The 25690-nt window shown below is 67.0% G+C and carries 27 protein-coding genes; 7 read left to right on the top strand and 20 right to left on the bottom strand.

What is annotated here, in order from left to right; genetic code table 11:
• Positions 1-38: 38 nt before the first annotated feature.
• Positions 39-1034 (top strand): aldo/keto reductase, encoded by a 996-nt coding sequence (locus MNQ99_RS03180; RefSeq protein ID WP_241914422.1) that lies wholly within the window; start codon positions 39-41, stop codon positions 1032-1034.
• 18 nt (positions 1035-1052) lie between these two features.
• Here MNQ99_RS03180 and MNQ99_RS03175 read toward each other — a convergent pair whose 3' ends face one another.
• From MNQ99_RS03175 to MNQ99_RS03150, 6 genes are all read right to left on the bottom strand, one after another.
• The gene (locus tag MNQ99_RS03175; RefSeq protein ID WP_164745415.1) at positions 1053-2069 is read right to left on the bottom strand and encodes an alpha/beta hydrolase; all 1017 of its coding nucleotides are present in this window, start codon (positions 2067-2069) and stop codon (positions 1053-1055) included.
• 114 nt (positions 2070-2183) lie between these two features.
• Positions 2184-2561 (bottom strand): hypothetical protein, encoded by a 378-nt coding sequence (locus tag MNQ99_RS03170; protein WP_241914421.1) that lies wholly within the window; start codon positions 2559-2561, stop codon positions 2184-2186.
• 131 nt (positions 2562-2692) lie between these two features.
• Positions 2693-3625 (bottom strand): cytochrome b/b6 domain-containing protein, encoded by a 933-nt coding sequence (locus tag MNQ99_RS03165; protein WP_241914420.1) that lies wholly within the window; start codon positions 3623-3625, stop codon positions 2693-2695.
• Between the two features lie 189 nt (positions 3626-3814).
• A complete protein-coding gene (locus tag MNQ99_RS03160; protein ID WP_127512429.1) occupies positions 3815-4531 on the bottom strand; it encodes a FadR/GntR family transcriptional regulator in 717 nt (238 codons plus the stop codon).
• Complete coding sequence (locus MNQ99_RS03155) at positions 4528-5877, bottom strand: MFS transporter (protein WP_241914419.1); 1350 nt, start codon at positions 5875-5877, stop codon at positions 4528-4530. Before MNQ99_RS03155 ends, MNQ99_RS03160 begins: the two co-directional genes overlap by 4 nt.
• A 209-nt stretch (positions 5878-6086) precedes the next feature.
• Complete coding sequence (locus MNQ99_RS03150; RefSeq protein WP_241914418.1) at positions 6087-7316, bottom strand: glycerophosphodiester phosphodiesterase family protein; 1230 nt, start codon at positions 7314-7316, stop codon at positions 6087-6089.
• Positions 7317-7504: 188 nt separating this feature from the next.
• Between MNQ99_RS03150 and MNQ99_RS03145 the strand changes: the two genes are divergently transcribed.
• On the top strand, positions 7505-7888 hold the full coding sequence (locus MNQ99_RS03145) for an RNA-binding S4 domain-containing protein (protein ID WP_241914417.1): 384 nt from the start codon (positions 7505-7507) through the stop codon (positions 7886-7888).
• 92 nt (positions 7889-7980) lie between these two features.
• Here the strand turns inward: MNQ99_RS03145 and MNQ99_RS03140 are convergent, their stop codons facing one another.
• Both MNQ99_RS03140 and MNQ99_RS19135 read right to left on the bottom strand, forming a co-directional pair.
• A complete protein-coding gene (locus tag MNQ99_RS03140) occupies positions 7981-8133 on the bottom strand; it encodes an SRPBCC family protein (protein ID WP_241914416.1) in 153 nt (50 codons plus the stop codon).
• Positions 8066-8419, bottom strand: coding sequence for an SRPBCC family protein (locus MNQ99_RS19135; protein ID WP_422387487.1), 354 nt, complete (start codon positions 8417-8419; stop codon positions 8066-8068). Before MNQ99_RS19135 ends, MNQ99_RS03140 begins: the two co-directional genes overlap by 68 nt.
• Before the next feature lie 173 nt (positions 8420-8592).
• On the opposite strand from MNQ99_RS19135, the gene MNQ99_RS03135 reads away from it, so the two are divergent.
• Positions 8593-9999, top strand: coding sequence for an NAD-dependent succinate-semialdehyde dehydrogenase (locus tag MNQ99_RS03135; protein ID WP_241914415.1), 1407 nt, complete (start codon positions 8593-8595; stop codon positions 9997-9999).
• A 122-nt stretch (positions 10000-10121) separates the two neighbouring features.
• Here the strand turns inward: MNQ99_RS03135 and MNQ99_RS03130 are convergent, their stop codons facing one another.
• Genes MNQ99_RS03130 through MNQ99_RS03115 form a run of 4 tightly spaced genes read right to left on the bottom strand, consistent with a single transcriptional unit; the run spans position 10122 to position 13903 of the window.
• Positions 10122-11378, bottom strand: coding sequence for an NAD(P)/FAD-dependent oxidoreductase (locus MNQ99_RS03130; RefSeq protein WP_241914414.1), 1257 nt, complete (start codon positions 11376-11378; stop codon positions 10122-10124).
• Between the two features lie 2 nt (positions 11379-11380).
• A complete protein-coding gene (locus MNQ99_RS03125; RefSeq protein WP_241914413.1) occupies positions 11381-11695 on the bottom strand; it encodes a 2Fe-2S iron-sulfur cluster-binding protein in 315 nt (104 codons plus the stop codon).
• A 21-nt stretch (positions 11696-11716) separates the two neighbouring features.
• A complete protein-coding gene (locus tag MNQ99_RS03120; protein WP_241914412.1) occupies positions 11717-12925 on the bottom strand; it encodes a cytochrome P450 in 1209 nt (402 codons plus the stop codon).
• A 9-nt stretch (positions 12926-12934) separates the two neighbouring features.
• Positions 12935-13903 carry an ABC transporter substrate-binding protein gene (locus MNQ99_RS03115; protein ID WP_241914411.1) on the bottom strand — a complete coding sequence of 323 codons (969 nt, stop codon included), beginning with the start codon at positions 13901-13903 and terminating at the stop codon, positions 12935-12937.
• A gap of 127 nt (positions 13904-14030) precedes the next feature.
• Between MNQ99_RS03115 and MNQ99_RS03110 the strand changes: the two genes are divergently transcribed.
• From MNQ99_RS03110 to MNQ99_RS03100, 3 genes are all read left to right on the top strand, one after another.
• On the top strand, positions 14031-14900 hold the full coding sequence (locus tag MNQ99_RS03110) for an IclR family transcriptional regulator (RefSeq protein WP_277883591.1): 870 nt from the start codon (positions 14031-14033) through the stop codon (positions 14898-14900).
• 195 nt (positions 14901-15095) lie between these two features.
• The gene (locus tag MNQ99_RS03105; protein ID WP_241914409.1) at positions 15096-16208 is read left to right on the top strand and encodes a fatty acid desaturase family protein; all 1113 of its coding nucleotides are present in this window, start codon (positions 15096-15098) and stop codon (positions 16206-16208) included.
• A gap of 125 nt (positions 16209-16333) precedes the next feature.
• Positions 16334-17398, top strand: coding sequence for an ATP-dependent DNA ligase (locus MNQ99_RS03100; RefSeq protein ID WP_127512413.1), 1065 nt, complete (start codon positions 16334-16336; stop codon positions 17396-17398).
• A 90-nt stretch (positions 17399-17488) separates the two neighbouring features.
• Here the strand turns inward: MNQ99_RS03100 and MNQ99_RS03095 are convergent, their stop codons facing one another.
• The 3 genes from MNQ99_RS03095 to MNQ99_RS03085 form a co-directional block, all read right to left on the bottom strand.
• Complete coding sequence (locus MNQ99_RS03095) at positions 17489-18514, bottom strand: LLM class flavin-dependent oxidoreductase (protein ID WP_241914408.1); 1026 nt, start codon at positions 18512-18514, stop codon at positions 17489-17491.
• 89 nt (positions 18515-18603) lie between these two features.
• Entirely contained in the window at positions 18604-19890 is a 1287-nt protein-coding gene (locus MNQ99_RS03090) for a DUF4232 domain-containing protein (protein ID WP_241914407.1), read from the bottom strand.
• 104 nt (positions 19891-19994) lie between these two features.
• Positions 19995-21041, bottom strand: coding sequence for an NAD(P)-dependent alcohol dehydrogenase (locus MNQ99_RS03085; protein WP_241914406.1), 1047 nt, complete (start codon positions 21039-21041; stop codon positions 19995-19997).
• Positions 21042-21197: 156 nt separating this feature from the next.
• On the opposite strand from MNQ99_RS03085, the gene MNQ99_RS03080 reads away from it, so the two are divergent.
• Positions 21198-21674 (top strand): SRPBCC family protein, encoded by a 477-nt coding sequence (locus MNQ99_RS03080; protein ID WP_241914405.1) that lies wholly within the window; start codon positions 21198-21200, stop codon positions 21672-21674.
• A 103-nt stretch (positions 21675-21777) separates the two neighbouring features.
• Here MNQ99_RS03080 and MNQ99_RS03075 read toward each other — a convergent pair whose 3' ends face one another.
• The 5 genes from MNQ99_RS03075 to MNQ99_RS03055 all read right to left on the bottom strand — a co-directional run bounded on the left by MNQ99_RS03075 (position 21778) and on the right by MNQ99_RS03055 (position 25636).
• Positions 21778-22311 (bottom strand): flavin reductase family protein, encoded by a 534-nt coding sequence (locus tag MNQ99_RS03075; protein WP_241914404.1) that lies wholly within the window; start codon positions 22309-22311, stop codon positions 21778-21780.
• A gap of 28 nt (positions 22312-22339) precedes the next feature.
• Positions 22340-23191 (bottom strand): catechol 1,2-dioxygenase, encoded by an 852-nt coding sequence (gene catA / locus MNQ99_RS03070; RefSeq protein WP_127512407.1) that lies wholly within the window; start codon positions 23189-23191, stop codon positions 22340-22342.
• A gap of 144 nt (positions 23192-23335) precedes the next feature.
• Positions 23336-23614, bottom strand: coding sequence for a muconolactone Delta-isomerase (gene catC / locus MNQ99_RS03065; RefSeq protein ID WP_127512406.1), 279 nt, complete (start codon positions 23612-23614; stop codon positions 23336-23338).
• A gap of 32 nt (positions 23615-23646) precedes the next feature.
• Positions 23647-24747: an enolase C-terminal domain-like protein gene (locus tag MNQ99_RS03060; RefSeq protein ID WP_241914403.1), complete on the bottom strand. Its 1101-nt coding sequence runs from the start codon at positions 24745-24747 to the stop codon at positions 23647-23649.
• Positions 24737-25636 (bottom strand): LysR substrate-binding domain-containing protein, encoded by a 900-nt coding sequence (locus MNQ99_RS03055; RefSeq protein WP_127512404.1) that lies wholly within the window; start codon positions 25634-25636, stop codon positions 24737-24739. The genes MNQ99_RS03060 and MNQ99_RS03055 overlap by 11 nt, the downstream gene beginning before the upstream one ends.
• Between the last annotated feature and the right edge of the window lie 54 nt (positions 25637-25690).

The raw sequence follows: 25690 nt of genomic DNA, 5'->3' as shown, positions 1-25690 counted from the left end.
CGGCACGGTGCGTCCCCGGACAGATGTAACGTGAAAGCATGACTACGCGAACGATCGGAACGCTCGACGTCGGCAGCATCGGGCTGGGCTGCATGAACCTCAGCCACGCGTACGGGGTCCCGCCGGCCCGCGAGGATGCGGCGAAACTTCTGCTGCATGCCCTGGACGCGGGCGTGCGGCACTTCGACACCGCCGCGCTGTACGGGGCCACCGCAAACGAGGAGCTGATCGGCGAGGTGCTGGGCCCGCGGCGGGACGAGTTTTTCCTGGCCAGCAAGTGCGGGATGACCAGTGTGGCCGGCCGGCGGGTCATCGACGGGCGCCCGGAGACGCTCAAAGCAACCTGCGACGCGGCACTGCAACGGCTGCGCACCGACCACATTGACCTCTACTACTTGCACCGCTGGGACAAGACCATCCCCGTCGAGGAGTCGGTCGGCGCGCTGGCCGAGCTGGTCGCTGCCGGCAAGATCGGCGCGATCGGCCTGTCCGAGGTCTCCGCCGCAACCCTGCGACGGGCACACGCGGTGCACCCGATTGCGGCCCTGCAGACCGAATACTCGCTGTGGACGCGCAACCCGGAACTGGGAACGCTGGCAGCCTGTGCGGAACTCGGCACGGCCTTCGTCGCCTTCAGCCCGCTGGCCCGCGGATTCCTCACCGGCACCCTGGATGAGCCGTCGGCGCTGCCGGAGAAGGACATCCGCCACGGCATGCCGCGCTTCTGGCCGGAAAACTACCCGCAGAACCTGACGCTGCTCGATGGCTTCCGTGCCATCGCGGACGACGCCGGCTGCTCACCTGCCCAGCTGGCCCTCGCCTGGGTGCTGTCCCGCGGAGAGCACGTGATCGCGCTGCCGGGCACCAGGAGCATCGCCCATTTGGACGAAGACCTGGGTGCCGCGGAGGTGGCACTGGATGCAGACGTGCTGCAGCGGCTGGAGGCGCTGATCAACCAAGACACCGTCCACGGCCCGCGCTACAACGCAGCCACCCGGGCCGACGTGGACACCGAAGAGTTCGCCGCCGTTTAGCAGGGAAGGCGCGGACAGTCAGCCGGTGTGCTGGCGGAGGAAGTGCACGCTGCGCTCCAGCGCCCGCCACGCCGCCTCCAGGTCCAGGTTGAACTGGAATTGGTGCCCCAGCCCGGCAGCCGTCTGCGGGAAGAATTCCTCGACCTTCGTGCCGTTCTTCTTCAGCTCCTTGACCAACGCCAGCGAGTGCGGCAGCAGCGGGTCGGTATTGCCCGCGGAGACGAAAGCCGGCGGGAACTTGTCGCTCACATACCGGGCAACCGAGGCCAAGGCGGTGTACGGCCGCTCCAGGTAATCCTTGGCCCCGGTGTAGGACCACAGCACGGTGCGGAGATAGTTCTGGTTCCCGGCTTGGTCCGCCCCGGTTAGCGACAGATCGTAGCCGCCGCAGTGCAACAGCACCGCGCGCAGCCGGTCCGGAGCCGTCGGCGAGGCGATGCCCAGCTTTTGGGCATAGTCCGGGTCGGAGACCACCAGCGCCAACTGCGCCGCGATCTGGGCGCCGGCCGAGTCCCCCGCGAGCACAATCCGCTCGGTATCTATGTGCAGCCGCTGGGCATTGTGCTCCAGATAGCGCAAGGCGGCGGCGCTCTGGCGCACGGGCGCCGGATAGCGGCGCTTGTGCGCTAGCGAGTAGTCCACGCCCACTGTGGTGAAGCCGTAGGAGGCCAGGATCCGAAGGTAATTGGCGACGTCGTTCTTGGTGCCGGAGATCCACGCTCCGCCGTGGATCCAGACGATAGTTGGCAGGCGCAGCGAATCCCGTGCTGCCTCGTCCGGGAAGAACACGTCCAGGTAGGTGTGGCCATGGTCGCTCAGGTACTGCTGGTCCAGGATCTCGCTGACGCCGTCCGGCACATGGCGGGCCATGGCGCGGGCGGTGCGACGGCCGTCCCGCTCGGCCAACACCCGAAGCAAAACCGCCAGCGGCCGAGGGCTGAAGCGCAGCCAGAAGACCACGCCGCCGGCGAGGGCCGCCGGAACCGCGGCAATCATCGCAAGGGCAATCAGCGCGCGGCGGAAACGAACCTTCATGGCTGCCTCCTGATTGGCCGTAGTGAACCAATCGTGAGGCAGCCGTGCGCTCGGGGCAAGCCCCGATTTTTGTCTCCCCGGCATTGTCTTCCCGGTAAGGCCGGGGACAGTCCGTCAGCCGAGGGCGACCGCCAGGCTGAGCATGCCCAGCACCAGGGCCACCGGCGTCATGGTCCACCGCTCGGGCTTGCTCCGCGAGATGGCGTTCATCAGGACGCCCACGAAAAGGTAGGCCGTCAGGACCCAGATCAACACCACAGACACGGTGTGCGGCAGCGCGTCCAGAAGCTGCGCCCGGTCCAGGATGATGACCCCAAAGAAGGCATACAGGACCACCGAAACGGCGCTGCCAATCCGGAACTTGGCCGGCAGGACACGGTGGCTGCCTCCCCACGCGAACCGGCCCAAGGGCAGGCCTGCGGCAAGCAGGATCTGGAAGAGGGCCAGCAGGGCAAGGACGCAGCAGGCGGCAACGGCCGCAACAGTGATCACGTGGGCAGTGTAGCCGTGCCCGGGCGCGGCGCCCGGCGTTGTGGCAACGGCTGGAGCGTGTCGCGGTTGGCCGCAGCTGGCCTTGCCGGTCAGGCGTCAGGCGTCAGCCGTCAGCCGTCAGCCGTCAGCCGTCAGCGGGAGGTGACCTTGCCGGTCAGCGAGGCGATCGGCCGGAGGAAGATCGGCCGGGCCAGGAGCCACGCCGCCACCGTCACCGCGAGCGAGGCGGCGAAGATCCAGAAGCCGGCCCAGCCGGCGTCGTCCGATGCCGCATACATGTGGTTGAGGTTGCGCAGGGCGCCGGTGGCCAGCACCAGCGTCACGTGGACCACGATGAACGCCACGAAGTAGATCATGACCGGGAAGTGGATGGCCCGGGCGGCCTCGATCGGGTAGTACTTGTTCACCGCGGCCTTCTTGGGCCAGGCGGCCGAGGTCCGGAGGCCGGAAATGATGGCCAGCGGCGCCGCAATGAAGACGGTGGCGAAGTAGGTCAGCAGCTGCAGCGCGTTGTAGTTCACCCAGCCGTTCTCCAGCGGCCAGTCCAGCGAGGCGTACTGCAGGGCCGCGGAGAGCGCGTTCGGGAAGATGTCCCAGCTGGTGGGCACAATCCGCATCCAGTGCCCGGTGGCGAAGATCAGCACCATGAACACGATGCCGTTGAGCACCCACAACGCATCCAGCGTCAGGTGGAACCAGAGATTCAGCGTGATCTTGGTCGGCTTGTTCTTGGTCTTGATCAGGCCCTGGTTGTTGCGCGTCCAGTAGGCCGGCGAGCGCGTGCCGGTGCGCACCTGCAGCCCGGTGCGGATGATCAGCACCAGGAAGAAGAAGTTGAGGAAATGCTGCCAGCCCAGCCAGGCCGGCAGCCCCAGCGGGGCCGACTCGGGAAGTTCGGAGCGGCCCGGGTAGGCGGCCAGGAAGTCCTGCACGCCCGGCATGGTCCGCAGCCACTTGGCCAGCAACACCAACAGCAACAGCACGACGACGGCGCCGGCCACTGCCGCGGTGATCTTCAGCCACGTCTTGCGCGTGCTTCCTGACGGTTTCGTCGAAGTGGACATTGCCAGCTTTCCTCATTCCTGCTTCCCGTGCGTTCCGGGGTTCGTGATTCAAGGTACCCCGGCCGCGCGGGATCGTGCCACAAGCCCCACCGGTGGCCGGTTGTGGCCTGCCCCATGCGCTCCGCTGACCGCGCGATATGGTGCGCGATATGGTGCCCGCTTACGGCCGGGCTGCCCGCCGCCGCGGGACTACGGCTTGCGCGGCGGCATCCATTCCAGGCAGTACCGCAGATTGGCGATGACCGTCTGCGCCGCAGCATCGGCATCGCCCGCCTCTATGGCGTCCGCGAGGTCCTCGTGGCCGGCGCGCAGGCACCCGTCGAAGCCGTCGCGCAAACGCTGGGCCATCTTGGTCCCGTGGAACACGTCGCCAAAACTGGAGTACAGCTCGTGCAGCAGCGGGTTCCCGGAGGCCGCGGCCACCGCCTGGTGGAAGTCCCAATCGGCGGCGATCCAGCCCTCCAGATCGTGCTCTTCCCAGGCCTGCCGGCGCCGGGCGAGCATCTCGCGCAGCGCCGCTACGGCGCCGTCGTCCTTGGCAGACGACTCTTGCGCCTGCGCCGCCAGCCGGGCGGCCTGGGTGTCCAGGGCGAAGCGCACCTGCAGCACGTCCTCGTCGTCGTACTCGCGGTAAGCACGGCGGGCGGTGCCGCTGATCTCGCTGGTGGCGCGCACATAGGTTCCGTCGCCGCGCCGGACCTCCAGCATGCCGGCGTGGGCCAGGGCCTTGACCGCCTCGCGCAGCGTGCCGCGGGAGACCCCCAGGCTGGCCACCAGCTCCGGCTCCGGCGGAATCCGTCCGCCCAGCGGCCAGCGCCCCGCCACAATGGACTCGCGCAGCCGCGCGGTGACTTCCTCCGCCAGCGGTGGCCGGTGCAGGGGGCCCTGCCCCGGAACCGCGGTCATTTCCGCCCCTCCCGTACCAGGGAGCTGACGCCGTGCGCCAGCAGTAGCTGCAGCACCGCGCCGGCCACCAGCAGCACCAGCGGAACGGTCCAGTCCGCCAGCGCGTCATGCAGCAGGCCCAGGCCGAACGGTCCCAGCGCGGCGAACAGGTAGCCCACCGATTGGGCCAGCGTGGAGAGCGCGGTGGTCTCCGCAGCGTCCGAACCGGCGCGGCTGATCACCAGCATCAGCAGCGGGAAGACACCGAAGCCCAGGCCGATCAGCACGGCGGGGACCACGGCCAGCTCCGCGGGCAGCACCAGCAGGGCCAGATAGCCGGCCAACGAGGCGGCGCAGGTAAGCATAAAGGCCGGCCGCAGCAGGCCCGGCCGGGCTGCCATCGCCAGCAGCAGGACGACAGCGGGAATGGAGACCACCTGGACCAGCGCCAGCGTCTGCCCGGCCGCCGCCGGGGCCATCCCGCGGGAGATCAGGATGTACGGGAACCAGCCCATCACGGTGTAGACCAGCAGCGCCTGGATGGTGAACAGCCCGGTCAGCAGCAGGCCCTTCCGCGTGCGCAGCAGGGGCCACGGCGACAGGTGGGCGCGGGTCCCGGGAGCCAGTTGGCGCCTGCCCACGAAGGTCATGGGCAGGAAGACCGCCAGCCCGACGACGGCCAGCAGCGCCCAAGCGGCCAGACCGAGCAGCGGCGAATCCAACTGCATGGCCAGCGGCACGCTGACCGCTGCGGCCACGGTTGCTCCGACGGACATGGAGATGGTGTAGGTACCGGTCATCGCTGACGGCCGGTGCGCGAAGTACTTGCGGATGAACGTCGGCATCGCCACGTTGCAGACCGCCAACCCGGACATGGACACCACCGTGCCCGCCAGCAGGAAGCCGACGGACTGGATGCCGCGCAGCCCCAGCCCCGCGGCCAACAGCGCCAGCGCCAGCGCGATGGCCCGTTCCAGCCCCATCCGGCTGCTCAACCAGGCGGTCGCGGCCCCGGCCAGCGCAAAGCACAGCACCGGGACCGTCGGCAGCAGCGCAGCGACCAGCGGCCCGTAGCCCAACAACTGCTGCAGATCGTGGAACAGCGCCGCCGCGCTGGCAATGCCCGCGCGCAGGTTCAGCCCGATGAGGACGACGGCGGCCACCGCCGCCGCGGTCAACCAGCGTCGGTGGGCGGCAGGAACCGGCTCCGGGGTTGGCTTCTGGGCCGGCTCCGGGGTAGGCTTCCCGGCCGGCTCCGGGACGTCCAGCGCAGGCGCCAGCGCGTCTGCAAACTCCGCCGCCGCGCGGTCTTGGTCGGCGTCCGGCAGGCGGTGGGAGACGTCCGGTGAGGTTCGGTCCAATGTCACCCCTAAACATTAGACGTTTGATGTTTGCGACGAAAGCCCGCGGATCAAACGGAACCTTCGCCGACGGCAGCGGACGCCAGAATGAGGGGACCGCAGGTGCAGCAGGAGCGGACACCCTGGCCGACCGACTCAAACAATGTCGGCACTTGGGGCAGGCAGCGAGCCCGTCCCCAAGCACCGACGTCGTTAGTAGAGAAGGATGCTCCCGGTTAGTTGGCGAAGACGTCCTGCAGCTGGCCCTGCGGGCTCCACAGGGCCACCGAGTCGCCGCCGTTGTTCAGCACGGATGCGGTGCCGCCGTTGTAGTAGGCGTCCGAGCTGTTGGTGCCGGGACCGGTGTAGACGCGCAGTTCGGCGCCCGGGGCAAGGACGTAGCCGTCGCCGATTTCCAGCACGTTGTTGGCGGCGTCGCGGATAATGTAGCCGCTGACGTCCAGGTTGTGCCCGGTGGCGTTGCGCAGCACCACGTGCTCGCCGGTCTCCGGCTGCAAGTCATTGCCGGCCGGATCGTTCACGGCACCGGCGATCTCCACGCCGGCGCCGGCCGGGAAGGGCTTCCGCCCGTCCAGGTAGCGGGCGATCTGGATCGGGAAGTCCCCGGTGACGGCGTCGACACCCAGATCGATGGAATGCTGGACGGCCTCGGGCGAGTTGGCGGTGTACACGCCGATGACCAGGCCGGCCGCCTTGGTGTCGGCCACGTTCTGCGCCGTCAGGGTGCGGTAGTTGGTACCGACCGAATCGGCAAAGCCGGCCCAGGATTCCAGGACGGCCGGACCCGGCACGGTGCTGGAAAGCTGCTGCAGCACAATCTCCGGAGCGATCCGGGCGAAGGTCCGGTTGGAGGCCTCATCGAAGCTGAGGACCTGGATCTTGTCCGCTGCGACGAGCTTCTTCCACCTGGCGTCGGTCCGCAGCTCATCGGCGACGAACTGCTCGATGCCCGGGGAGTTCTTCGGCGACTTGATCTCGATGTACACCCCGGTCTTCACCGTGGCGACCTTCGCGGCGTCGTCCAGATGCGGGATGCGTTCGCCGGCAAACTCGGCACCGAAGTAGGATCCGGCGTCGAGCTGCTGCAGTTCATCCCAGGTGAAGGACGTGACCGGGTCGCCGGCGCGGTCCGGAAAGACCTCTTCCACGTTGGTGGTCCGGGCGGGAGTGTCGTCGTGGAACAGGAACGGCACGCCATCGGCGCTGAGCTGGACGTCGATTTCGAAGAAGTCGGCACCGGAGGCGCGGCCGTCCTTAAACGCGGCCACCGTGTTCTCCGGCGCCGTGCCGGCGGCACCGCGGTGGCCGATCAGCAGCGGAGCTTCTTCCTGCCCGGGCTTGTTCTGTGCGCTGTTCTGCGCGCTGGCCGGAATGGCAGAGAGGGTGGCGCCGACGGCAACGGCCGCGACGGAGCAAGTCAACGTTCTGATCAAGCGAGATGCCATGGGAATGACGCCCTTCGTAGGTGGTGTTCGTGCGGTTCCCCCCTTCGATCGAGCTTCACAGCGGTTGCGAACCTGCTGGCCAACTGGTTGTGAACAGCCGGTGAAAGGAAAAATCACTTCCGTCGGCGGTAGGACGGACGCCTTCTGTCCAGGGGCTCGCATCGTGTCGGCGCTAGACTCGGAAGGGCATGAACACTTCAGCCACAACCCCAAGTTCGGTGCGCGTTGACGCGTGGCTGTGGGCCATCCGCGCCTACAAGACCCGCTCCGCGGCCACCGCAGCCTGCCGCGCCGGACACGTACGGTTGAACGGCAATCCGGTCAAGGCCTCCCAGTCGGTGGTGCCAGGCGACACCCTGCGAGTGCGGCAGCCCGGCTACGAGCGGATCCTGGAAGTACGCCGGCTGATCGCCAAGCGCGTGGGCGCCGAGGCAGCCTCGCATTGCTTCACCGACCACACACCGCCGCGTCCGGTGGCCCCGGCCCTGGGCATCCCGCAGCGCGACCGCGGCACCGGCCGGCCCACCAAGAAGGACCGGCGGGACATGGAGAAGCTGCTCGGCGAACGCTAGGAGCAAGCTGCCCCGCTAGAAGTGGATCGGTCCGGGTGGCTATGGGGCAGCCGCGCCAGGCACCGAATGCGTGCTCTGGCGCCGGGAGTGCCTCAGTTCGCTGGAACAACCAACAGCTGCCGCAGTCGAGCGAGGTCTAATCTCAATCCGCGGCCCAGCTGGAAACCCAAGACCGGCTCAAGCATCCGCAGGGCACCGGCCAGCCTGACTTCGAGGTCCGCCGTCACCTCGGTGCGGTCGCTCAACGGCCGAACGGTGTAGGCACCCGCCACCCTGCCACGGCCCGCCGGTCAACTGCCATGCCACGTGCCGGCCGGGATCGAAGGAACTGATGCGCCAATCCATCCGGACCTGCTTGCCGCCCATCGAGACTTCGGTATAGCCGTCGGTCCCCACCGCAGCGGATCCTTCACCGATGTATCCGGAGCCGGTAACCGAGTCACGCCAGCTGGTTTCGTTGTGCACTTCGGCAAGGAAAGCGAACACTTCATCCGCGGGCCGGTGGATAACGATGGAGCCGGATCGCTTCATTCCGCACCCCTAGTTCTTGTTGCCTCCCGACGCACCGCCAGTGCGGTCATTTTTCCTCTCATGCCGTGAGCGTAACCCACTTCACAGAACCGGCCGGACGGTACAAGATGGGAGTCGGAGACGGCCACGCAGCCGTCCCTCTGATTTGTCATTATCTGAAGGAGACCAGGGCTGTGACCACCACTTCCCCCGCCGCTTCGTCCACCCAGCCGGGCTACCGGGTCCAAAACCCGTCCACCGGTGAGGTGGTAGCGGAGTTCCCCACCGCCACGGATGCCGAGATCCAAGACGCCATCGCCAGGTCCCAGGCCGCCTACACTTCCTGGCGCGAGGTGCCGATCGCGGACCGCGCCAAGGTGGTGGCCCGCCTGGCTGAGCTGTTCACCGAACGCGCCGACGAGCTCGCTGCGATCATCACCGAGGAGATGGGCAAGCCGCTCTCCGAATCCAAGGGCGAGGCCGAGTTCTGCACGGATATCTTCGACTACTTCGCCACCGAGGGGCCCGCGCTGGCTGCGGAGCAGGAGATCAAGGCCATTGGCGGCGGCCGCGCCATGATCCAGCGGCTACCGGTCGGTCCGCTGCTGGGCATCATGCCGTGGAACTATCCCTACTACCAGGTGGCCCGCTTCGCCGCGCCGAACCTGGTGCTGGGTAACACCATCGTCCTGAAGCACGCGGAAACCTGCCCCCGCTCGGCGCTGGCCATCCAGCAGATCATGGACGACGCCGGCGTCCCCGAGGGCGTGTACATCACCGTCTTCGCCAGCCACGAACAGATTGCCGACATCATCGCGGACCCGCGTATCCAGGGCGTCTCTCTGACCGGCTCCGAGCGGGCCGGCGCGATCATCGGGGAGCTGGCCGGCAAGAACCTGAAGAAGGCCGTGCTGGAACTGGGCGGCTCCGATCCCTACGTAGTGCTGGACACCGACGACGTGAAGGCCACGGCTGCCGCGGCCTGGGCCACCCGCATCGAGAACACCGGCCAGGCTTGCAACTCCAACAAGCGCATGATCGTCATGGAGGACATCTACGACGATTTCGTGGCCGAGCTGACCAATCTGGCCAAGGACCTGAAGCCAGGAAACCCGGCCGAGGAACTCGAGGGCACCTACGCCCCGCTGTCTTCCCGGGCCGCCGCCGAAGGACTGCACGAACAGCTCAAGGATGCGGTCAACAAGGGCGCCACCCTGCACGCCGGCGGCACCCTGCACGACGGGCCCGCGGCCTACCTGGCCCCGGCCGTACTCACCGGCGTCACCCCGGAGATGCGCGCCTACCGCGAAGAGCTCTTCGGCCCGGTGGCCGTGGTCTACAAGGTCTCCAGCGACGAAGAAGCCCTGAAGCTGGCCAACGATACCGACTATGGCCTCGGCGGCGCGGTGTTCTCCACCGACGAGGAACGCGCTCGCAAGATCGCCCAGCGTCTGGAGGTCGGCATGGCCAACGTCAACGGCGTGGGCGAGGCAGCGGACCTGCCCTTCGGCGGGGTAAAGCGCTCCGGCTTCGGCCGCGAACTCGGCCCGCTGGGCATGGACGAATTCGTCAACAAGCGCCTCTTCTACATCGGCGACTAAGCCCCGGCAGATTCACATCCATTACTGAGCAGGCTTCCTTTCCACTCGTGGGAAGGAAGCCTGCTCAATAGTCGTTTGGGGTGGGTGGCCGGGTAACCCGGTGAGGGCCGGAACGGGACCGTTCAAACGATGGCAGGCGCCACGACCAACTGTTTCAACCGTGCACCCGGATCCGCGGCCGCGGCGGCGGGAATGTCCTGCCCGTGGGCTAAGGCATTCCGCACTGCCATGAAATCGACTGCAGAGTTGACGCAATCGGCGGCGATGATCCTGCCCTCCCGGTAGTACAGCAGCGAGAACTTGTCAGCCCCAGGGTCACCCCGCAGCACCGTCTCGTCGAAACCGGCGGAGAGGCCTGCGATCTGCAGCTTGATGTCCGCTTGGTCCGACCAGAACCACGGCAGCATCCGGTACGGCTCGCGGCGGCCCAGGAGCGTGGCCGCAGCAGCTTTCGCGTGCTCCATGGCGTGCGGAACGGATTCCATCCGCACCCGGCCGCCGTTCCCCCGGGCATACGGGTTGGGCAGGCTGGCACAGTCGCCGGCCGCCACGGTCATGCCGTCCGAGCACAGTCCGTGCTCATCGACTTCGATCCCGTTCTCCACGGCCAGTCCCAGCTGCTCGGCCAGTTCCGTGCGCGGCACCACGCCAACGCCAATAAGCACGACGTCGGCGCGCACCTGGGTGCCATCGGCCAGTTCGACGCCGGCCACCCGCCCGCCGGTGCCGGTCAACCGGCTGATCCGCGCATCCAGCACCACGTTGGTGCCGCGGCGCTGATGCGCAGCACGGAAGTAATCGCTGGTCTCCTCGGCCACGGCCCGGCCCACCAGCCGTGGTGCGGCCTCCAGGACCGTGACGCGCTTTCCGGTGGTGCGGGCACCGGCGGCTACTTCCAAGCCGATGAAGCCACCGCCGATGACCACAACATCCCGGGCGGTCGCCAGGTCCGCCGCCAGCCGCCGGGCGTCAGAGGCATCGCGCAGATAGTGCACGCCGTCCAGCTCCGCTCCCTCCAGCGGCAGCCGCCGTACCGCGGCCCCGGTGGCCAAGGCGAGCCGGGAGAAGCGGAAGGTGCGGCCGCCCACGGAGGTCGCGACGCCGCCGTCGTTGTTCCGTTCGAGCTGGACAATCCGCTCGCCTGTGATCAGGGAGATGCCCTGGCGCTGGTACCAGTCCGCAGTGCGGAAGGACAGCGCGGCGACGTCGACGGTTCCGGTGTGCAGTTCTTTGGACAGCGGCGGGCGCTGATACGGGGCATGCGGTTCCTCCCCCACCAGGCTGATGGGCGAGGTATCGCCCAACTCGCGCAGGCTCGCCGCCAGTTGCACTCCGGTCTGACACGCCCCGATAATCAGGGTGCCGGTGCTCATCGTCATGGTCAGACCTGCGCGTCCGGGAACCGGACCGCGAGGTCGGACACCACGGGCAGCTGGCAGGAGAGCCGGCTGTTGGCGCAGCGTTCGGCGGCGGTGCAGTCCAGCATCTCGTCCTCCACATCGCTGATCTCCGGGAGTCCGTCAAGGTACCCGTCTTCAACGTAGACGTGGCACGTGGCGCACATTGCCGATCCGCCGCACTCGGCAACGATTCCGGGGAGCCCGTTGGAAACGGCCGTGCGCATCACGCTGGTTCCGGCCTCGGCGTCCAGCACGTTTTGCATGCCGTCGGGCTGGATGAAGGTTACTTTAGGCATGGTTCAATCCTCCGGTGGTGCTCAGGCGGCGGTCAGGCGCAGCGGGAGGCTGTCCAGGCCGCGCAGGGTGTTGTTCAGCTGCTGTTGGGGCTCGCCGGCCAGTTCGATCCGGGACACGTGCCGGGCCAGGGCCGTCAGGAAACACTCGCCTTCCAGCCGGGCCAGCATCTGGCCCAGGCAGGCATGGATGCCGAAGCCGAAGCCCACGTGCCCGGCGGCCTTGCGCCGGATATCGAACGCGGACGGGTTCTCCCACTGGCGCGGATCCCGGTTGGCAGCGGCCAGGAACATCAGGACCTTGGAGCCTTCCGGCAGCGCGATGCCGGAGACTTCGGTGGCTTTGTTGGTGGTCCGGAAGAAGGTCTGCACGGGCGAGGAGTAGCGCACGGTTTCCTCAAAGGCGGCTCGTGCCAGCGAGGGATCTTCCCGCAAGGCCGTGAACTGCTCCGGGTTCTCTGCCAGGCACTGTAAAGCGTTGCCGATGCCGTGCACTGTGGTGTCCACTCCCGCGGAGAGGAAGGAGCGGAGCAGCTTGGCTTGGTCCTCCTCGTTGAACCCGGCCTCCGCCGCAGCGGCGTGGATCTGGGCGCCCAGCCCGTCCGGCGACGGGGAACCCGGCCGGCACTGTTCCATGATCCAGCCTTGCGCTGCGGCTCCACGCTCGAGAGCGCGTTCGAAGTGGCCGTTTCGCGGACCGAAGGTGTTGAAGACCATCGAGCCGTAGGGCAGCAGGTTCTCCCGGCCGTCCTTGGACAGTCCGATAAAATCCGGAAACACTGCCAGCGGATAGGGCTCGGCAAGGTCGTGGACGCCGTCGACGACGCCGCCTTGCGCGGCGACCCGGGCCACCAATTCATCCGCGTGCGCTTGGAAACCGTCCTTTAGCGAGCGCAGCAGCTTCACGGTCAGGATCTTGGTGACCACCTGCCGCGCCTTCGTGTGCTGCGGCGGGTCTGCCTCCAGCAACAGGCTCGGCGGCCGCCAAGGCTTCTCCTTCACGAAGTCGGAAATGCCTACGCCGCGAGAGGAGACGAAGGTTCCGTGATCGGTCAGCACCCGGGCGACTTCATCGTGGCGGGCCACGCCATAGACCCCGTAACGCTCCAGCCAGAAGACAGGGCCGGCTTCACGCATCTGCTCATGCGCGTCGTACGGATCGGTGAGGAAGTCGTCGCTGAACGGATCAAGGTCCAGCACCGGCGCTTTCACGGCGAGGGTTTCGGCGGTCATGGGATTCTCCTACTCCGCGACCAGCGACTGGACGTCCAGCTCGCTGCCGGTGATCTTGTACTTGAGCATCAGGTCGGCGGTTTTTTGCAATTGCTCCACATCCAATTCGCCTTGGAATCGGGGCATTTCCGCGGCCTCGACCACCTCCGCCGTCACCTTGGTGAAGCTCGGCACCAGCTCGACCAGGAGCTCCCGGTTGTCCTGCAGTTCCTGCGCGGATGCCGCGATGGACTTCTTGAAGGCCTCGACTGCCTCCGGGTTCTCTTTGGCGAAGGCCTCCGTGGTGACCCAGCCAGCCACCGGCATGTCCGCCACCGGCCCGCTGAACAAGTCGCCGATCTTGACCAGTCCCGCTGCCTTGGCGCTGGACTGGAAGGGTTCCACCTGCCAGATCGCGTCCACCGCTCCGCGTTCGAGGGCTGCCTGCATGTCCGGGTAGGGCATCTCCACCAACTTCACGTCGTCGGCAGCCAGACCGGCATCTTCCATCAGTGCCTTGATCGCCACGGTTCCGATGTTCTGCAGGTTGTTCACCGCGAACGTCTTGCCTTTCAGATCCGCGACCTCCTCAATACCGGACTCGGCGCTGACGAAAATGCCGTGATCGGCGCTGCCTACGTCATTGCCGGAGACCAACCGGATGGGCAAGCCCTTCTCCACAGCCAGCAACGCCGACGTGTAATTGCTGTAGGTAAAGTCGACGCTCCCAGAGATCAGCGCCGGAATGGCGGCGGCACCACCTTGTGTGGCCACAAGCTCAGCGTCCAGCCCGTTCTCCGCAAAAATTCCGGCCTCATCTGCGTTGACTGCGGTGGAGGTGTGAACCAGCGGGAAGTAGCCCACCTGGACCGGCCCGCCCTCTCCTGCACCGGCTGCCGAGCCTGCCGTCGCATTTCCGCCGCACGCACTCAAGGCGAGCGCCGCCGTCGTCAATACTGCGAAGGTTGCCGCTGTGGTGATGTTTCTCCGTCGAAGCATCTTCATCCTTCCCGCGCCGGGCGTGGTCGCCCCGCATCAGTCCTTCCCGGCACCTCTGCCGGCACTCAGAACTATGAGCTGTGCCACAATTACCCAACAGGGTGCTTTCCGATGAAAGGAAAAAATAGTGGCGAAGTCGTCAGCCGGACGGTCTGCTTTGAGTCGGATCATGCAGATCCTTGCCGCGTTCGACGTTGACGCCGTGTTCCTCACCGTTTCGCAGTTGTCTGTCCGGAGCGGGCTGGCTCTGGCGACCACCCACCGGCTGGTCGCCGAGATGGAACAGTTTGGTTTACTGGAACGCCAGCCGGACAAGACCTACCGCTTGGGCGTGCGGCTGTGGGAAATTGCCTGCCGGACACCGGGCGCGCTGGGGCTACGTGAGATTGCCAAACCGTACCTGCAGGAAGTGCAGGCAAGGGTGCGCCAGCATACTCAACTCGGGATTCTGGAAGGGCACGAAGTGCTGTTTCTGGAGCGCCTGTCCACCAGGGACGCCGTGGTGAACGTGACCTTGGTGGGCGGCCGACTGCCGTTGCATGCCTCCAGCAGTGGCTTGGTGTTGCTGGCCTATGCCGATGCCGCATTTCAAGACGAGGTCCTTGCCAGTGATCTTTTCCGCTACACGGACCAGACTGTCCAGGCACCGGAAGACCTGCGCGGCTTGCTGCAGCAGATCCGCCGCGACGGCTACGCCTGCGGGAGGGGCTACATCCATGCAGAAGCGCGCGGAATCGCTGTTCCCATCCGCGGGGTCAACGAGGTGGTGGTTGCCGCAGTCAGTGTGGTGGTGCCGAACGACGACGCGCCTGTCACCGGGTTCGTGCGGCTGCTCCAAGCCGCGGCGCAGGCCATCAGCAAGGACCTCCATGCCGCGTACGCTCCCCCGAATGACCCGGCTGCGCCTCCCGGCGGCCGCTACCGGACGCTGGTGAGCTCGTCGCTCGATTCGATGGAATATCTGCCCAGCGCACCTCGCCCACGGGTCCGGCGCTGAGCGGAGCGAACGCTTCTCGGGATCCGCGTATGCAAGGCACCCCCCTCTCGGGTATCTGCCTGCCGGCACCGCCGTCGGAGTCCCTATCTCCGTACCCGGTGACAAGCTGGTCCAACAGGAGTAGATTCCAGCCAGAGACCGGTGCTCGTGCGATATTTCTGCTGTACCGCCACCGGTTGGTTTCGAGGTATTCCCATGGACCCCCAGCCCGAGTCAGTCGCGCCCAATTTTCCGGCACCGGCCACCGAAGCTCCGGCCACTAAGCCTCCGAACAATATTGCCGCGGGCTATCTGGCTTTAGCGGAAAAGATCAGACAATCCGGACTGCAGCGACGCCGCCGCTGGTACTACATCACGCTTTTCACGGTCCTGCTGGCCCTGCTTGCCGCGGCCTGGACTGGATTCTCCCTGCTCGGCAACAGCTGGTACCAGCTGCTGATTGCGTCTGCGATAGGGGCGCTGTTCACCCAGTTCGCTTTCCTTTCCCACGAGGCTGCGCATCATCAGGTGTTCAAGTCCAAGCGGGTCAATGAATGGGCAGCCCGGCTGGTCGGCACCAGCCTCGTAGGCATCAGTTACGCCATGTGGATGCGCAAGCACACCCGGCATCATGGCTTCCCTAACACCGTGGATAAGGATCCGGACATCAAGACCGGGGCCATCGCGTTCCATCCGGATGCTGCGGCAGGGCGCCGCGGGGCCATGGCCCGCGTCACGCGGCTCCAGGGATATCTGTTGTTCCCGCTGCTGCCGTTCCTGGGCTTCAGCCTCTATCTGGATTCCTTCAAGTACCTGATCCGGCAGGACAAGGTGGAGCACCGCTGGGTGGAGCTGAGCATCCTCGCTGCCCGCGCCGCGTTGCTGCTCGCGGTTGTCTTCTGGTTGCTCCCGTTTGGGCAGGCGTTCGCGTTCATTGGCGTTCAGATGGCGGTTTTCGGCTTCTACATGGGTGCGTCGTTTGCGCCGAACCACAAGGGCATGCCGATCTATCCCCAGTCCAGCCGGCCGGACTTTGTCACCCGCCAGGTCACAGCGTCCCGCAATATCCGCGGCGGTTGGATGATGGATCTGCTGATGGGCGGCCTGAACCGCCAGACCGAGCACCATCTGTTCCCTGACATGCCCCGTCCTTGCTTGAGCAAGGCGGCGCCGATGGTTCGCCAATACTGCCGCGAACATTCCATTCCGTACACGGAGACCAGCCTGCTGGAGTCCTATGCGGCCATAGTCCGCTATCTTGGGGCGGTCGGACTGGCCGCTTCCGACCCGTTTCATTGTCCAGTGGCAGACATCTACCGCCGGGTCTGAGGCCTCCAGACGGGCGGTGCAGACACAGTGCCGGCCATGCCCGCCGGGATTCCTCCCGGTCCCTGAACCTCATCCCTGACCGCGCGGGCATGGACACTGGCTGGGCCAGCACCCAGAATGGGCGCATGGACCTGCCGCTGATGCCGCCCGTACCGCCCATGCTGGCCAAGGGGGTGGCCAAGATCCCCGACAGCGGGATGAAATACGAGCCGAAGTGGGACGGTTTCCGTTCGATCATCTTCCGCGATGGCGACGCCGTGGAGATCGGCAGCCGGAACGAGAAGCCGATGACCCGCTATTTCCCCGAGCTGGTGGAGGCTTTCCGCGAGCAGCTGCCGGAGCGCTGCGTGGTGGACGGGGAGATCATCCTGGTGGGCGAGGGCGGCGACCGGCTGGACTTCGAGATGCTGCAGCAGCGCATCCACCCGGCGGCCAGCCGGGTCAAGCTGCTCTCGGTGCAGACACCGGCCCGGTTCGTGGCGTTCGACCTGCTGGCCCTCGGCGACGAAGACCTGACCTCCCGCCCGTTCGAGGAACGGCGCGCCGCGCTGGAGAAGGCGCTCTCCGCCGTCGTCAATCCCATCCATCTGACCCGGACCACGGATGATCCGGCACTGGCAGAAAAGTGGTTCCACGAATTCGAGGGCGCCGGGTTGGACGGTGTGGTGGCCAAGCCGCTGGACGGCACCTACCAGCCGGACAAGCGGACCATGTTCAAGATCAAGCACGAGCGCACCGCCGATTGTGTGCTCGCCGGCTACCGCGTGCATAAGAGCGGCCCGGGCCGGGTGGGGTCGCTGCTGCTGGGCATCTACAACGACGGCGGAACACTGGTCCATGTGGGCGTGGCCGGGGCGTTCAGCATGAAGCGCCGCGAGGAGCTGTTCGAGGAGCTGCAACCGCTGATCGCCGATTCGAACGACCATCCCTGGAACCGGGAGCAGCACGAGGCCGGCCAGCGCACGCCGCTCACATCCGAGGGCAGCCGGTGGAGCGGCGGCAAGGACCTGTCGTTCGTGCCGCTGCGGCCGGAGCGCGTGCTGGAGGTCAAATACGACCACATGGAGGGCGAGCGGTTCCGGCACACCACGCAGTTTGTGCGCTGGCGGCCGGACCGCGATCCGGAATCGTGCACCTACGGGCAGCTGGACGAGCCGGTCACCTACGACCTGAACGACGTACTGCTTTAGGTCCGCCGCCGTCCGAGCAGATCCGCTACGCAGATCCGGCCCATCAACGCGCGCTCAACGGGCCAGATGTGCGGAATGGTTTCTTCGGGGTCACCGCCAGCCGGCGGCCGGCGCCACATGCTGCACCATGTTGCCCAGCAGCTTGGCGTTGTAGTCCACGCCCAGGTAGTTCGGCACGGTCAGCAGCACCGTATCCGCGGCTTGCACGGCCCGGTCGGCGGCCAGGGCCGCGGCTATCTTGTCCGGCTCGCCGATGTAGCTCTTGCCGAACCGTGACCGCGTGCCGTCCAGCATGCCGACCTGATCATGCTGGTCAGTCTGGCCGCGCAGCCCGAAGTACCGGCGGTCCTCGTCGTCGACAACGGGCATCACGCTGCGGCTGACGGACACCCGCGGAGCGTGGGCATGGCCGGCCTTCTGCCACGCTTCGTGGAACAGGTGGATCTGTTCGGCCTGGAGCTGGTCGAACGGCACGCCGGTGTCTTCGATCAGCAGCGTGGAGCTCATCAGGTTCATTCCCTGCTCGGCGGTCCAGACCGCCGTAGCCCGGGACCCCGCGCCCCACCAAATCCTCTCGGGCAGCCCCGGAGAGACCGGCTCCACCGGGAGCATGCCGGTATGCCCGCCCTGCATGTGGTTCGGGTCCGCCGGAACCATTCCCGCACCGGTGATGGCGCGGCGGAACACGGTGGTGTGGCGGCGGGCCATGTCCGCGTCGGTCTCGCCCTCGCCCGGCCGGTACCCGAAGGCCGCGGCCCCGTTCAGCGCCGGTTCGGGCGACCCCCGGCTGATGCCCAGCTGCAGGCGCCCGCCGCTGATCAGGTCCGTCGCCGCGGCTTCTTCAGCCATGTACAGCGGGTTTTCGTAGCGCATATCGATCACGCCGGTGCCGATCTCGATCCGACTGGTCCGCGCGGCGATGGCGGCCAGCAGCGGAAAGGGTGAGGACTGCTGGCGGGCAAAGTGGTGCACGCGGAAGTAGGCGCCGTCCACGCCGGCCTCTTCCGCGGCCACGGCCAAATCGATGCTTTGCAGCAGGCCCTCCGCTGCGGTGGGGACGGGCGAGCCGACAGCCGGGCTCCAGTGGCCGAAGGAGAGAAAACCTAGACGCTTCACATTCGGCTCAACACCGCGGGGGCTCCGGTGATTCCGTTGCGCTGATTCCGCCGGGCAGCCCGGCGTCGGACCGCCGCGGGCCCGACGGCTTATCCGTCGACGGCCTGCCATGCGGTGACGGCCACGGCCCCGCCGTTGACGATGTCCAGCAGCACCGGCAGTTTCTCCCGGTCGGTGCCCGCGTACGGTGCCACCAGCACCGCGCCGACCGGGATGTCGCCGGCCGTGGCCATGGCGTTCCAGCCCAGCAGCGCCCGCGCCGAGGCTCCCGGCTGCAGCATGACCGGTTCCAGCCCGGGGTCGTCGGTCATGAAGGTGCCGCCTCGGAAAACCAGCACGCTCATGGCGGAGCCGCCCTCGTCGTCGAACGCCACGTCCGGATAACGGGCCAGCAGGCAGGCTTCTTCGCCGGTGTTACTGATGAGCAGCTCCTGCGCGCGGTGCCCCGTCGCGGCATCGCCCCCTCCCAGAACGACGGCGGTGTCCCCGCCGGTGCACCACGGCTCATCTTCGGGGTTGGGTGATTCCGGTGCCCCGGATTCAACAGCTGCCGACACCAGCGGCGAACCGTAGATCACGGGCTCGGGCAGCGGTTCGGCAGCCGGCGGCGCAGGTGCTGCAGCATCATTCGCGTTCTGTGCCAGCGGAAAAGCCGCGACCAGCAACACCGCGAACAACGCAGCCGGGACCGGCCGGAGCCAGCTCGGAGACCCTGGTTCACGCCGGGTGGCGGAGGCGACGGGGTTGGCGGAACCGTTCAGGCTGGCTGAGCCAGCTGGGTCTGCGCTACCGCTCCACGTTGCGGAGCTGCTCCGGTTGGCGGAGGCCGCTTGCCGCAGCAGCGGGCGTGCCGCCAGGATGGCCGGCAGCCATCCCCAGACCAGCCCCCAATAAGCGGCCGTTGACACCGCTGGCGCTACCGGGCTTGCCAGCTCCAGTAACCGGAGCGGCGGCCAGTTCGCAGCGATCCCGCCGAGTGCTACCAGTCCGCCGGTTGCCGCGGCAGCGAGAACCACGATGAACCACAGCGCCAGGATCAGCGTGCCGCGGCGAAATGTGCCGGCTCGGGTGGTGCCAGCGGCGGTGGCGAGCGGTGCCAGGGCGTAGGCCACGCCGCCGACCACCAGCGCGGAGACCAGCACCGCTGCCAGTGGCCAGGGTGCCACCGACGATGCCAGCCAGCCTGGCAAGGTGGCCGGAAAGACCAAACCAACCACACTCATCGGAAACGGCCGACCGCTGGCAGTCACCAGGGCAAAGGCACTGGCGGTCAGCAGCCAGACCGCCGAAGAAGCCACACCCAAAACCAGCGCCGCGCGCCGACCGGAAAGGTCCGGACGCCGGGAAGTAGGCGCCGCGCGCCGGGATTCAGTCACGGGGCCAGCGTAGTCGAGGCCGCCGACGACGCCTGTGGGCCAATCAACCGCGGCGGTGGGCCATCTATCGCAGCCGACCGACCGCCGTCGGACCATGACCTTGGCTAGCTGCCATGCGGGACCATCACGGCCCGGCCGGAGATCTCGCCGGCCTGCAGCTTGCGGTAGGCGTCCAGCGCCTCATCCATGCTGAAGCGATGGACCTCCGGCACAATCTGGCCTGCCTTGTACATGTCCACCACTTCGTGCAGGTCCTCGATGGTGCCCCAGTAGGTGTTGGTCACGACGGACTCGTACGGGTTGGTGAAGAAGCTCCATTCGAGGGTGCCGCCGGCGATCCCTACGACGGTCAGCCGGGATAGCCGGGCCATCGAGGCTGCGGCTGTCTGGACGGTCGGCCCGACGCCCACAAAGTCGAAGGCGGCATCGACGCCGCGGCCGCCGGTGATGTCCCGGATCCTCTGCGCCTGTCCCTCGCCGCCGGACACTGTCACCGCGCCGGCTTCTTCCGCCTTGCGCATCGCGTCTTCCTTCATGTCAGTGGCAATCACCGTGGCGCCGGTCAGAGCCTTCAGAATCTGCACGGCGATCTGGCCCAAGCCGCCGAGCCCGATCACCAGCGCATACTTGCCGCCGCCGGCCAGGTGAGGCAACGCTTGTTTGATCGCGTGGTACGGGGTGAGTGCGGCGTCGGCCAGCGGCGCCGCGGCAACCGGATCGGCATCGCCCAGCGGCACCAGGTTCCGGGCGGGGACCGAAACATATTCGGCCATCCCGCCGTCGCGCCCCAGGCCGACGCCGAGGTACGGCATCTTGGCGGCGTTCTCGCAGTAGGTGTCCTGGCCGCGCGAACAGGCCTTGCAGTGCCCGCAGCCGATCGGCCCGTAGACCAGGTAGGCGTCGCCGACGTTGAACCCCTCAACACCTTCGCCGAGCTCCTCCACCCAGCCGGAATTCTCGTGCCCCAGCGTGAACGGCGGCGGCACTGCGCCCGGTCCGCCGGCTTCGAAGTCGTTATAGATCGCCACATCGGAATGGCAGGCGCCGGCGCCGGCTACCTTCAGCAGCACCTCACCGGCCCGCGGTTTCGGCCGCTCCACGTCCTTGATCGTGGGGAAGGTCTTGAATTCCTCGAACACTACAGCGCGCATGCTCCACTCCTTCGATCGATTCTGCTGATGCCCCCACCAGCCACCCTACGCACCCCGCCGGAATTAGTCAGCAAGCTGTCTTTTGTGTACCGTGGGCCGTGAGGCCGTCACGAACCCGCAATGGCGGGGCCGGCCCGATTCCAAAGGAGGCAATGAATGCAGACCGTGGAAGAAACCATTGATGTAGCCGTTCCGGTCCGTACCGCGTACGACCAGTGGACGCAGTTCGAGTCCTTTCCCAATTTCATGTCCGGCGTGGAGTCGGTGACCCAGCTGACCGACACCACCAACCACTGGAAGACCAAGATTGGCGGCGTGGAGCGCGAGTTCGATACCGAGATCGTCGAACAGCAGCCGGACCAGCGCATCGCTTGGCGCAGCATCGACGGCAAGTCGCACGCCGGCGTGGTCACGTTCAGCCAGCTCAGTGCCGACAGCACCCAGGTGTCCGTCCGCTTCGAATGGAACCCGGAAACCTTCACCGAGAAGGCCGGTGCGGCCCTGAACCTCGACAACAAGCAAGTGAAGTCGGACATGAAGAAGTTCAAGGAGTTCCTTGAAACCCGCGGCACCCAAACCGGCGCTTGGCGCGGCGAAGTGAGCGACAGCGGCCCTACCGGCACGCAGCTCTAAACCTCGCTACTCCCCATAACGACGGCGGTGGGCCGGCTCTTGGAGCCGGCCCACCGTTGTTTACCCCTGCCAGGAAGCCTTCACGCCCGGGGCAGCGGGAGAATCACGGCCCGGACCGGCCCCAGGACCACAGCGCCGGCTCCGGTAGCTGGCCGTCGTCGCCCGCCGCGGACTGCAGGCCCTCCGCCAGCACCAGCGGCCGGGCAGCGCCCAGATCGTATTTCAAGACTTCGCCCACGAGGAGAACGTGGTCGCCGCCGTCATACACATTCCACGGTGCGCACACGATCGTGGCGGCGTTGCCGCTCAGGACGGGGACACCGCCGTCGTTCCGCCATGCGGGGCCGGAAATCGACCCGCGGGCAATGCGGCGGGCGCCGTCCGCCTGGTCCTGCGAGAGCACGTTGACCGCGAACGTGGAATTGCCCAGCACGCGCCGCGCCGCGGGGCTGCGCCACAAAGTGACTTGGATCAGCGGCGGATCCTGCGACACCGGGCCGGCAGCACTTGCACCGACGCCGCAGGGAACACCGTCTCCGCCGTTCACCGTCACGACGGTAACCGCACTGCCCCAGCCGGTGAAGGCTTCCATCAGCCCCCGGGCATCAAAGGCGGGCAGGGCAGAGTGCAGCGACATGAGGCCCCCTCGGCGTCGGGACGGCCGGCTAGGACGCGGGGTCCAGGACGAAGTCGTAGGTGGTCTGCACGCCGGTGCCGGATTCGGCCGGCTTGATGTCAAGCATCAGTTCCGGCTTGACCGCGGTGGCGATGTCGTCCTCGTTGTGCGGGTCGCCCGGGAAGTACAGCTGGGCGGTCAGCAGTTCGTGGCCGGGCGCGGAGACCTTCAGATGCAGGTGGGCCGGGCGCCAGGCATGCCAGCCGGCGGCGGCGATCAGCTGGCCGCAGGCGCCGTCGGTTGGTATCTGGTACGGCGCCGGCTGCATGGTGTCGATGTGGAAGTTGCCCTGCGCATCGGCAATGAAGCTCCCGCGCAGGTTCCACTCCGGAATGCCCGGAGCGAACTGGGAGTAATAGCCCTCTTCGTCGGCGTGCCACAGCTCGATCTTGGCGTTAGGCAGCGGCGAGCCGTCGGTGGAGCGGACCTGGCCTTGGAAGAGCAGCGGGGTGCCTTTTTCATCCGGGCGCATGCTGATCTTCGCCGGCGACTTCTGCTCCGGGGCTTCGGGGATGTAGTACGGCCCCTCGATGGAGCCCTTGTTCCCATGGCGATGGCTGGTGGCTACATCCTCCACGGAGTGCTCGACCCAGACGTCCAGGAACAGCGGCCATTCGCCGTCCTCGCCCACCTTGATCAGCCACGCCTTGAAGGCGTTGTACTCGTCATACGTCACGCGCTCTTCGAGCACTATGTCGTTGACGGCATTGACCAGTTTGCTGGCCAGCAGGTTCACACGCTCCTGGCTGGCGTGGACCGTGGAGGTCTTGCCCGACTGGCGGAAACGGTCGGTAGCGGCGCTTCCAGAGGCTGCGGCGCTGGCGGTGGATTCGATGGACATGGCGCTCCCTCGTGCAATGTGGTGGATGAGGTGGGGTGTCGGCGAAAGCCGGTGATATGGCTCTCAATTTAGGCCCGCGGCGCCCTCGAGGGAAATACCTATTGGGCCATCATTGGGACCGATTCAATATGAATCGCGCGGCGGTCACTTAATGGAGTTGGGGTGCTTGGCCAGCGGCGTGACCTTGATCTTCATGTAGGGGTACATCGGGAAACCGCTGAGGATTTCGTGGAGCTCGTCGTTCGAGGCCACGTCGAACAGCGAGTAGTTGGCGTACTCCCCCACGACGCGCCAGATGCCGGCGAACCGGCCGTCCCGCTGCAGGCCCTGCGAGTACTCTTTCTCCAGTCCCTGAAGCCGGGTGACCTCCTCCGCGGACAGGTGGGCGGGGAACTGGACTTCCATTCGGGCGAGGAACAGCATCTGTGAATTCTCCTGGGTGTTTGGTGAAGGGTTCAGGACAAGCGGTACTTGGCGAGTTTGCCCTCGTCGATGGCAGCGCCGACGCCGGGCACGTCGCGGACGGAAATGGTTCCGTTTTCAATCCGGATAGGCTCGGCCAGCAGGTCGTCGGCCATGTCCAGGAAGTTGGACAGCTCCCCGGCGCGCCGACTGGTGGCCTCGTGGGCGGCACCGAAAGTGACCGTGGCCAAGGAACCGATCTGGGTGTCGATCTGGTTTCCCATGGTGACGTCCACGCCCAGCCCGGTGCACAGGCCCAGGATCTGCTGCGCCTCGGTGAACCCGCTGCGGGCGGTCTTGACGCAGATTGCGTTACAGCCCCCGGAAAGCAGCTCGCGGGAGACGTCCCCGGCGGTGGGGACGGACTCATCTCCCACAACCGGGATGGGAGATTTCTGCACCAGCCGGCGTCGGCTCATGGCTTCCTTTGCGTCGCACGGCTCCTCCAACAGGCTCAGGCCGAGGCCTTCGGTGCGGCGCAGGACTTCGAGTGCTTCATTCGCGGTCCAGCCGCGGTTGGCATCCAGATAGATGTCGACGTCCTCGCCCAGCCCTTCCCGGAGCACATGGCACGCCTCAATATCCAGGCCCAGCGGCCGGCGTCCTACCTTCAGCTTGAACGTGGTGATCCCGTACTCCTCACCGAACCGCAGGGCCTCGTCCAGCAGCTCCTGGGCCGGACGGAAGCCCAGCATATGACTGACGCGCATGTGGTCCGTGTAACCGCCGAGGAGCTTGTGCACCGGGGTCTGAGTGGCCTTGCCCATCAGGTCCCAGAGGGCGATGTCCAGCGCACCTTTGGCCACCTGGTTGTGGATGGTGCGGTTCAGCACCGCATGGATCTTGCCGCGGTCCAGCACGTCCAGCCCGGTCACCTGCGGGGCGAAGACCTGTTCCACGATGGCCACGATCGATGCCTGGGTCTCGCCGTAGGTATACGGGCGCGGTGGCGCATCCGCAACCCCCACCAGCCCGGTGTCCGTGTGCACGCGCAGGAGAACGTGGTCCGCGGTCGTCACCTCGCCGCTGGCGAACTTGAGCGGGTGCGTGTAAGGGATGGCGTAGGGAATGGCTTCAATCCGCTCAATCTTCACGGGTGGTTCCTTCCGGGACAGTGGATGTTTCGAACAGGTCTACGAAGTTCTTGATCAGCGGGGAATCGCTGCCGCGGCGCCAAGCCAGCGCCAAATCCACCGCCGGGGCGTCGCGCAGCGGGCGCAGCACCGTACCCTGGAGGGCGAACACCCGGCGTGTCATCGGCACGAGCGCCAACCCCATGCCCGAGGCCACGAAGGCCAGCAGGGTGGATGTCTCACTGGCTTCCTGCACAATCCGGGGCCGGAAGCCGACCCGGCGGCAGGCGTCCATGAAGATGCCGCACACGGCCGAGGTCCGCGGATAGGAAACGAACTTCTCTCCGGCCAGGTCGGCCAGCTCCAGCGACCCGTGTGACGCCAAGGGATGGTCTTCCGGAAGCGCCACGACGAGTTCGTCCTGCTCCAAGAACCTCAGTTCAAGCTCTCCGGACCGCACGGGCGGACGCAGCACGGCGACGTCGATGCGGTTTTCCTCCAGCGCCTCTTCCAAGGCAGGGGTGAGCATTTCACCCAGCACATGGAGCTTCAATCCCGGCAACCGCCTTCCTGCCGTCTCGACAATGCGCGGCATCAACCGGTAAGTGGCGGATCCAACCACGCCGACCCGCAGCACGCCGCTGGCGCCCTGGCCCACCAGCTTCACGTCCTGCCCCAGCTGGTCGATCTCGGCCAGCAGCCCGCGGGCCCGGACCAGCAGCAGTTCGCCCGCCGGCGTCACCTCCACCTTGCGGGTGGTGCGGACCAGCAGCTGCGTGCCCAGCTGCTCCTCGAGCTGCTTGATCTGGTGCGAGAGCGGCGGCTGGGCCATGTGCAGGCGCAGCGCGGCACGGCCGAAATGGCGTTCCTCGGCCACGGCCACGAAGTATCGCAGCTGGCGGGTCTCCATGCCGGCCTCCAATCCGTTCCGGTCGCAGCCTGGTCGCTGGCTTCTGACCCACTC

The organism is Arthrobacter sulfonylureivorans, assembly GCF_022637435.1.
In the GTDB taxonomy this organism is placed as follows: Bacteria; Actinomycetota; Actinomycetes; order Actinomycetales; family Micrococcaceae; genus Crystallibacter; species Crystallibacter sulfonylureivorans.
The sequence above is the reverse complement of the archived record's forward strand: the minus strand, read 5'-3'. Positions and strand labels throughout refer to the sequence as shown.

Excerpts from the sequence above, each read along its gene's own strand:
- MNQ99_RS03100 (WP_127512413.1), top strand. The coding sequence starts at position 16,334 with ATGGACCTGCCGCTGATGCCGCCCGTACCGCCCATGCTGGCCAAGGGG.
- MNQ99_RS03165 (WP_241914420.1), bottom strand. The coding sequence starts at position 3,625 with ATGTCCACTTCGACGAAACCGTCAGGAAGCACGCGCAAGACGTGGCTG.
- MNQ99_RS03160 (WP_127512429.1), bottom strand. The coding sequence starts at position 4,531 with ATGACCGCGGTTCCGGGGCAGGGCCCCCTGCACCGGCCACCGCTGGCG.
- catA (WP_127512407.1), bottom strand. The coding sequence starts at position 23,191 with ATGTCCATCGAATCCACCGCCAGCGCCGCAGCCTCTGGAAGCGCCGCT.
- MNQ99_RS03120 (WP_241914412.1), bottom strand. The coding sequence starts at position 12,925 with ATGACCGCCGAAACCCTCGCCGTGAAAGCGCCGGTGCTGGACCTTGAT.
- MNQ99_RS03085 (WP_241914406.1), bottom strand. The coding sequence starts at position 21,041 with ATGCGCGCTGTAGTGTTCGAGGAATTCAAGACCTTCCCCACGATCAAG.
- MNQ99_RS03080 (WP_241914405.1), top strand. The coding sequence starts at position 21,198 with ATGCAGACCGTGGAAGAAACCATTGATGTAGCCGTTCCGGTCCGTACC.
- MNQ99_RS03150 (WP_241914418.1), bottom strand. The coding sequence starts at position 7,316 with ATGGCATCTCGCTTGATCAGAACGTTGACTTGCTCCGTCGCGGCCGTT.
- MNQ99_RS03055 (WP_127512404.1), bottom strand. The coding sequence starts at position 25,636 with ATGGAGACCCGCCAGCTGCGATACTTCGTGGCCGTGGCCGAGGAACGC.
- MNQ99_RS19135 (WP_422387487.1), bottom strand. The coding sequence starts at position 8,419 with ATGAAGCGATCCGGCTCCATCGTTATCCACCGGCCCGCGGATGAAGTG.
- MNQ99_RS03145 (WP_241914417.1), top strand. The coding sequence starts at position 7,505 with ATGAACACTTCAGCCACAACCCCAAGTTCGGTGCGCGTTGACGCGTGG.
- MNQ99_RS03175 (WP_164745415.1), bottom strand. The coding sequence starts at position 2,069 with ATGAAGGTTCGTTTCCGCCGCGCGCTGATTGCCCTTGCGATGATTGCC.
- MNQ99_RS03180 (WP_241914422.1), top strand. The coding sequence starts at position 39 with ATGACTACGCGAACGATCGGAACGCTCGACGTCGGCAGCATCGGGCTG.
- MNQ99_RS03115 (WP_241914411.1), bottom strand. The coding sequence starts at position 13,903 with ATGCTTCGACGGAGAAACATCACCACAGCGGCAACCTTCGCAGTATTG.
- MNQ99_RS03075 (WP_241914404.1), bottom strand. The coding sequence starts at position 22,311 with ATGTCGCTGCACTCTGCCCTGCCCGCCTTTGATGCCCGGGGGCTGATG.
- MNQ99_RS03125 (WP_241914413.1), bottom strand. The coding sequence starts at position 11,695 with ATGCCTAAAGTAACCTTCATCCAGCCCGACGGCATGCAAAACGTGCTG.
- MNQ99_RS03105 (WP_241914409.1), top strand. The coding sequence starts at position 15,096 with ATGGACCCCCAGCCCGAGTCAGTCGCGCCCAATTTTCCGGCACCGGCC.
- MNQ99_RS03130 (WP_241914414.1), bottom strand. The coding sequence starts at position 11,378 with ATGACGATGAGCACCGGCACCCTGATTATCGGGGCGTGTCAGACCGGA.
- catC (WP_127512406.1), bottom strand. The coding sequence starts at position 23,614 with ATGCTGTTCCTCGCCCGAATGGAAGTCCAGTTCCCCGCCCACCTGTCC.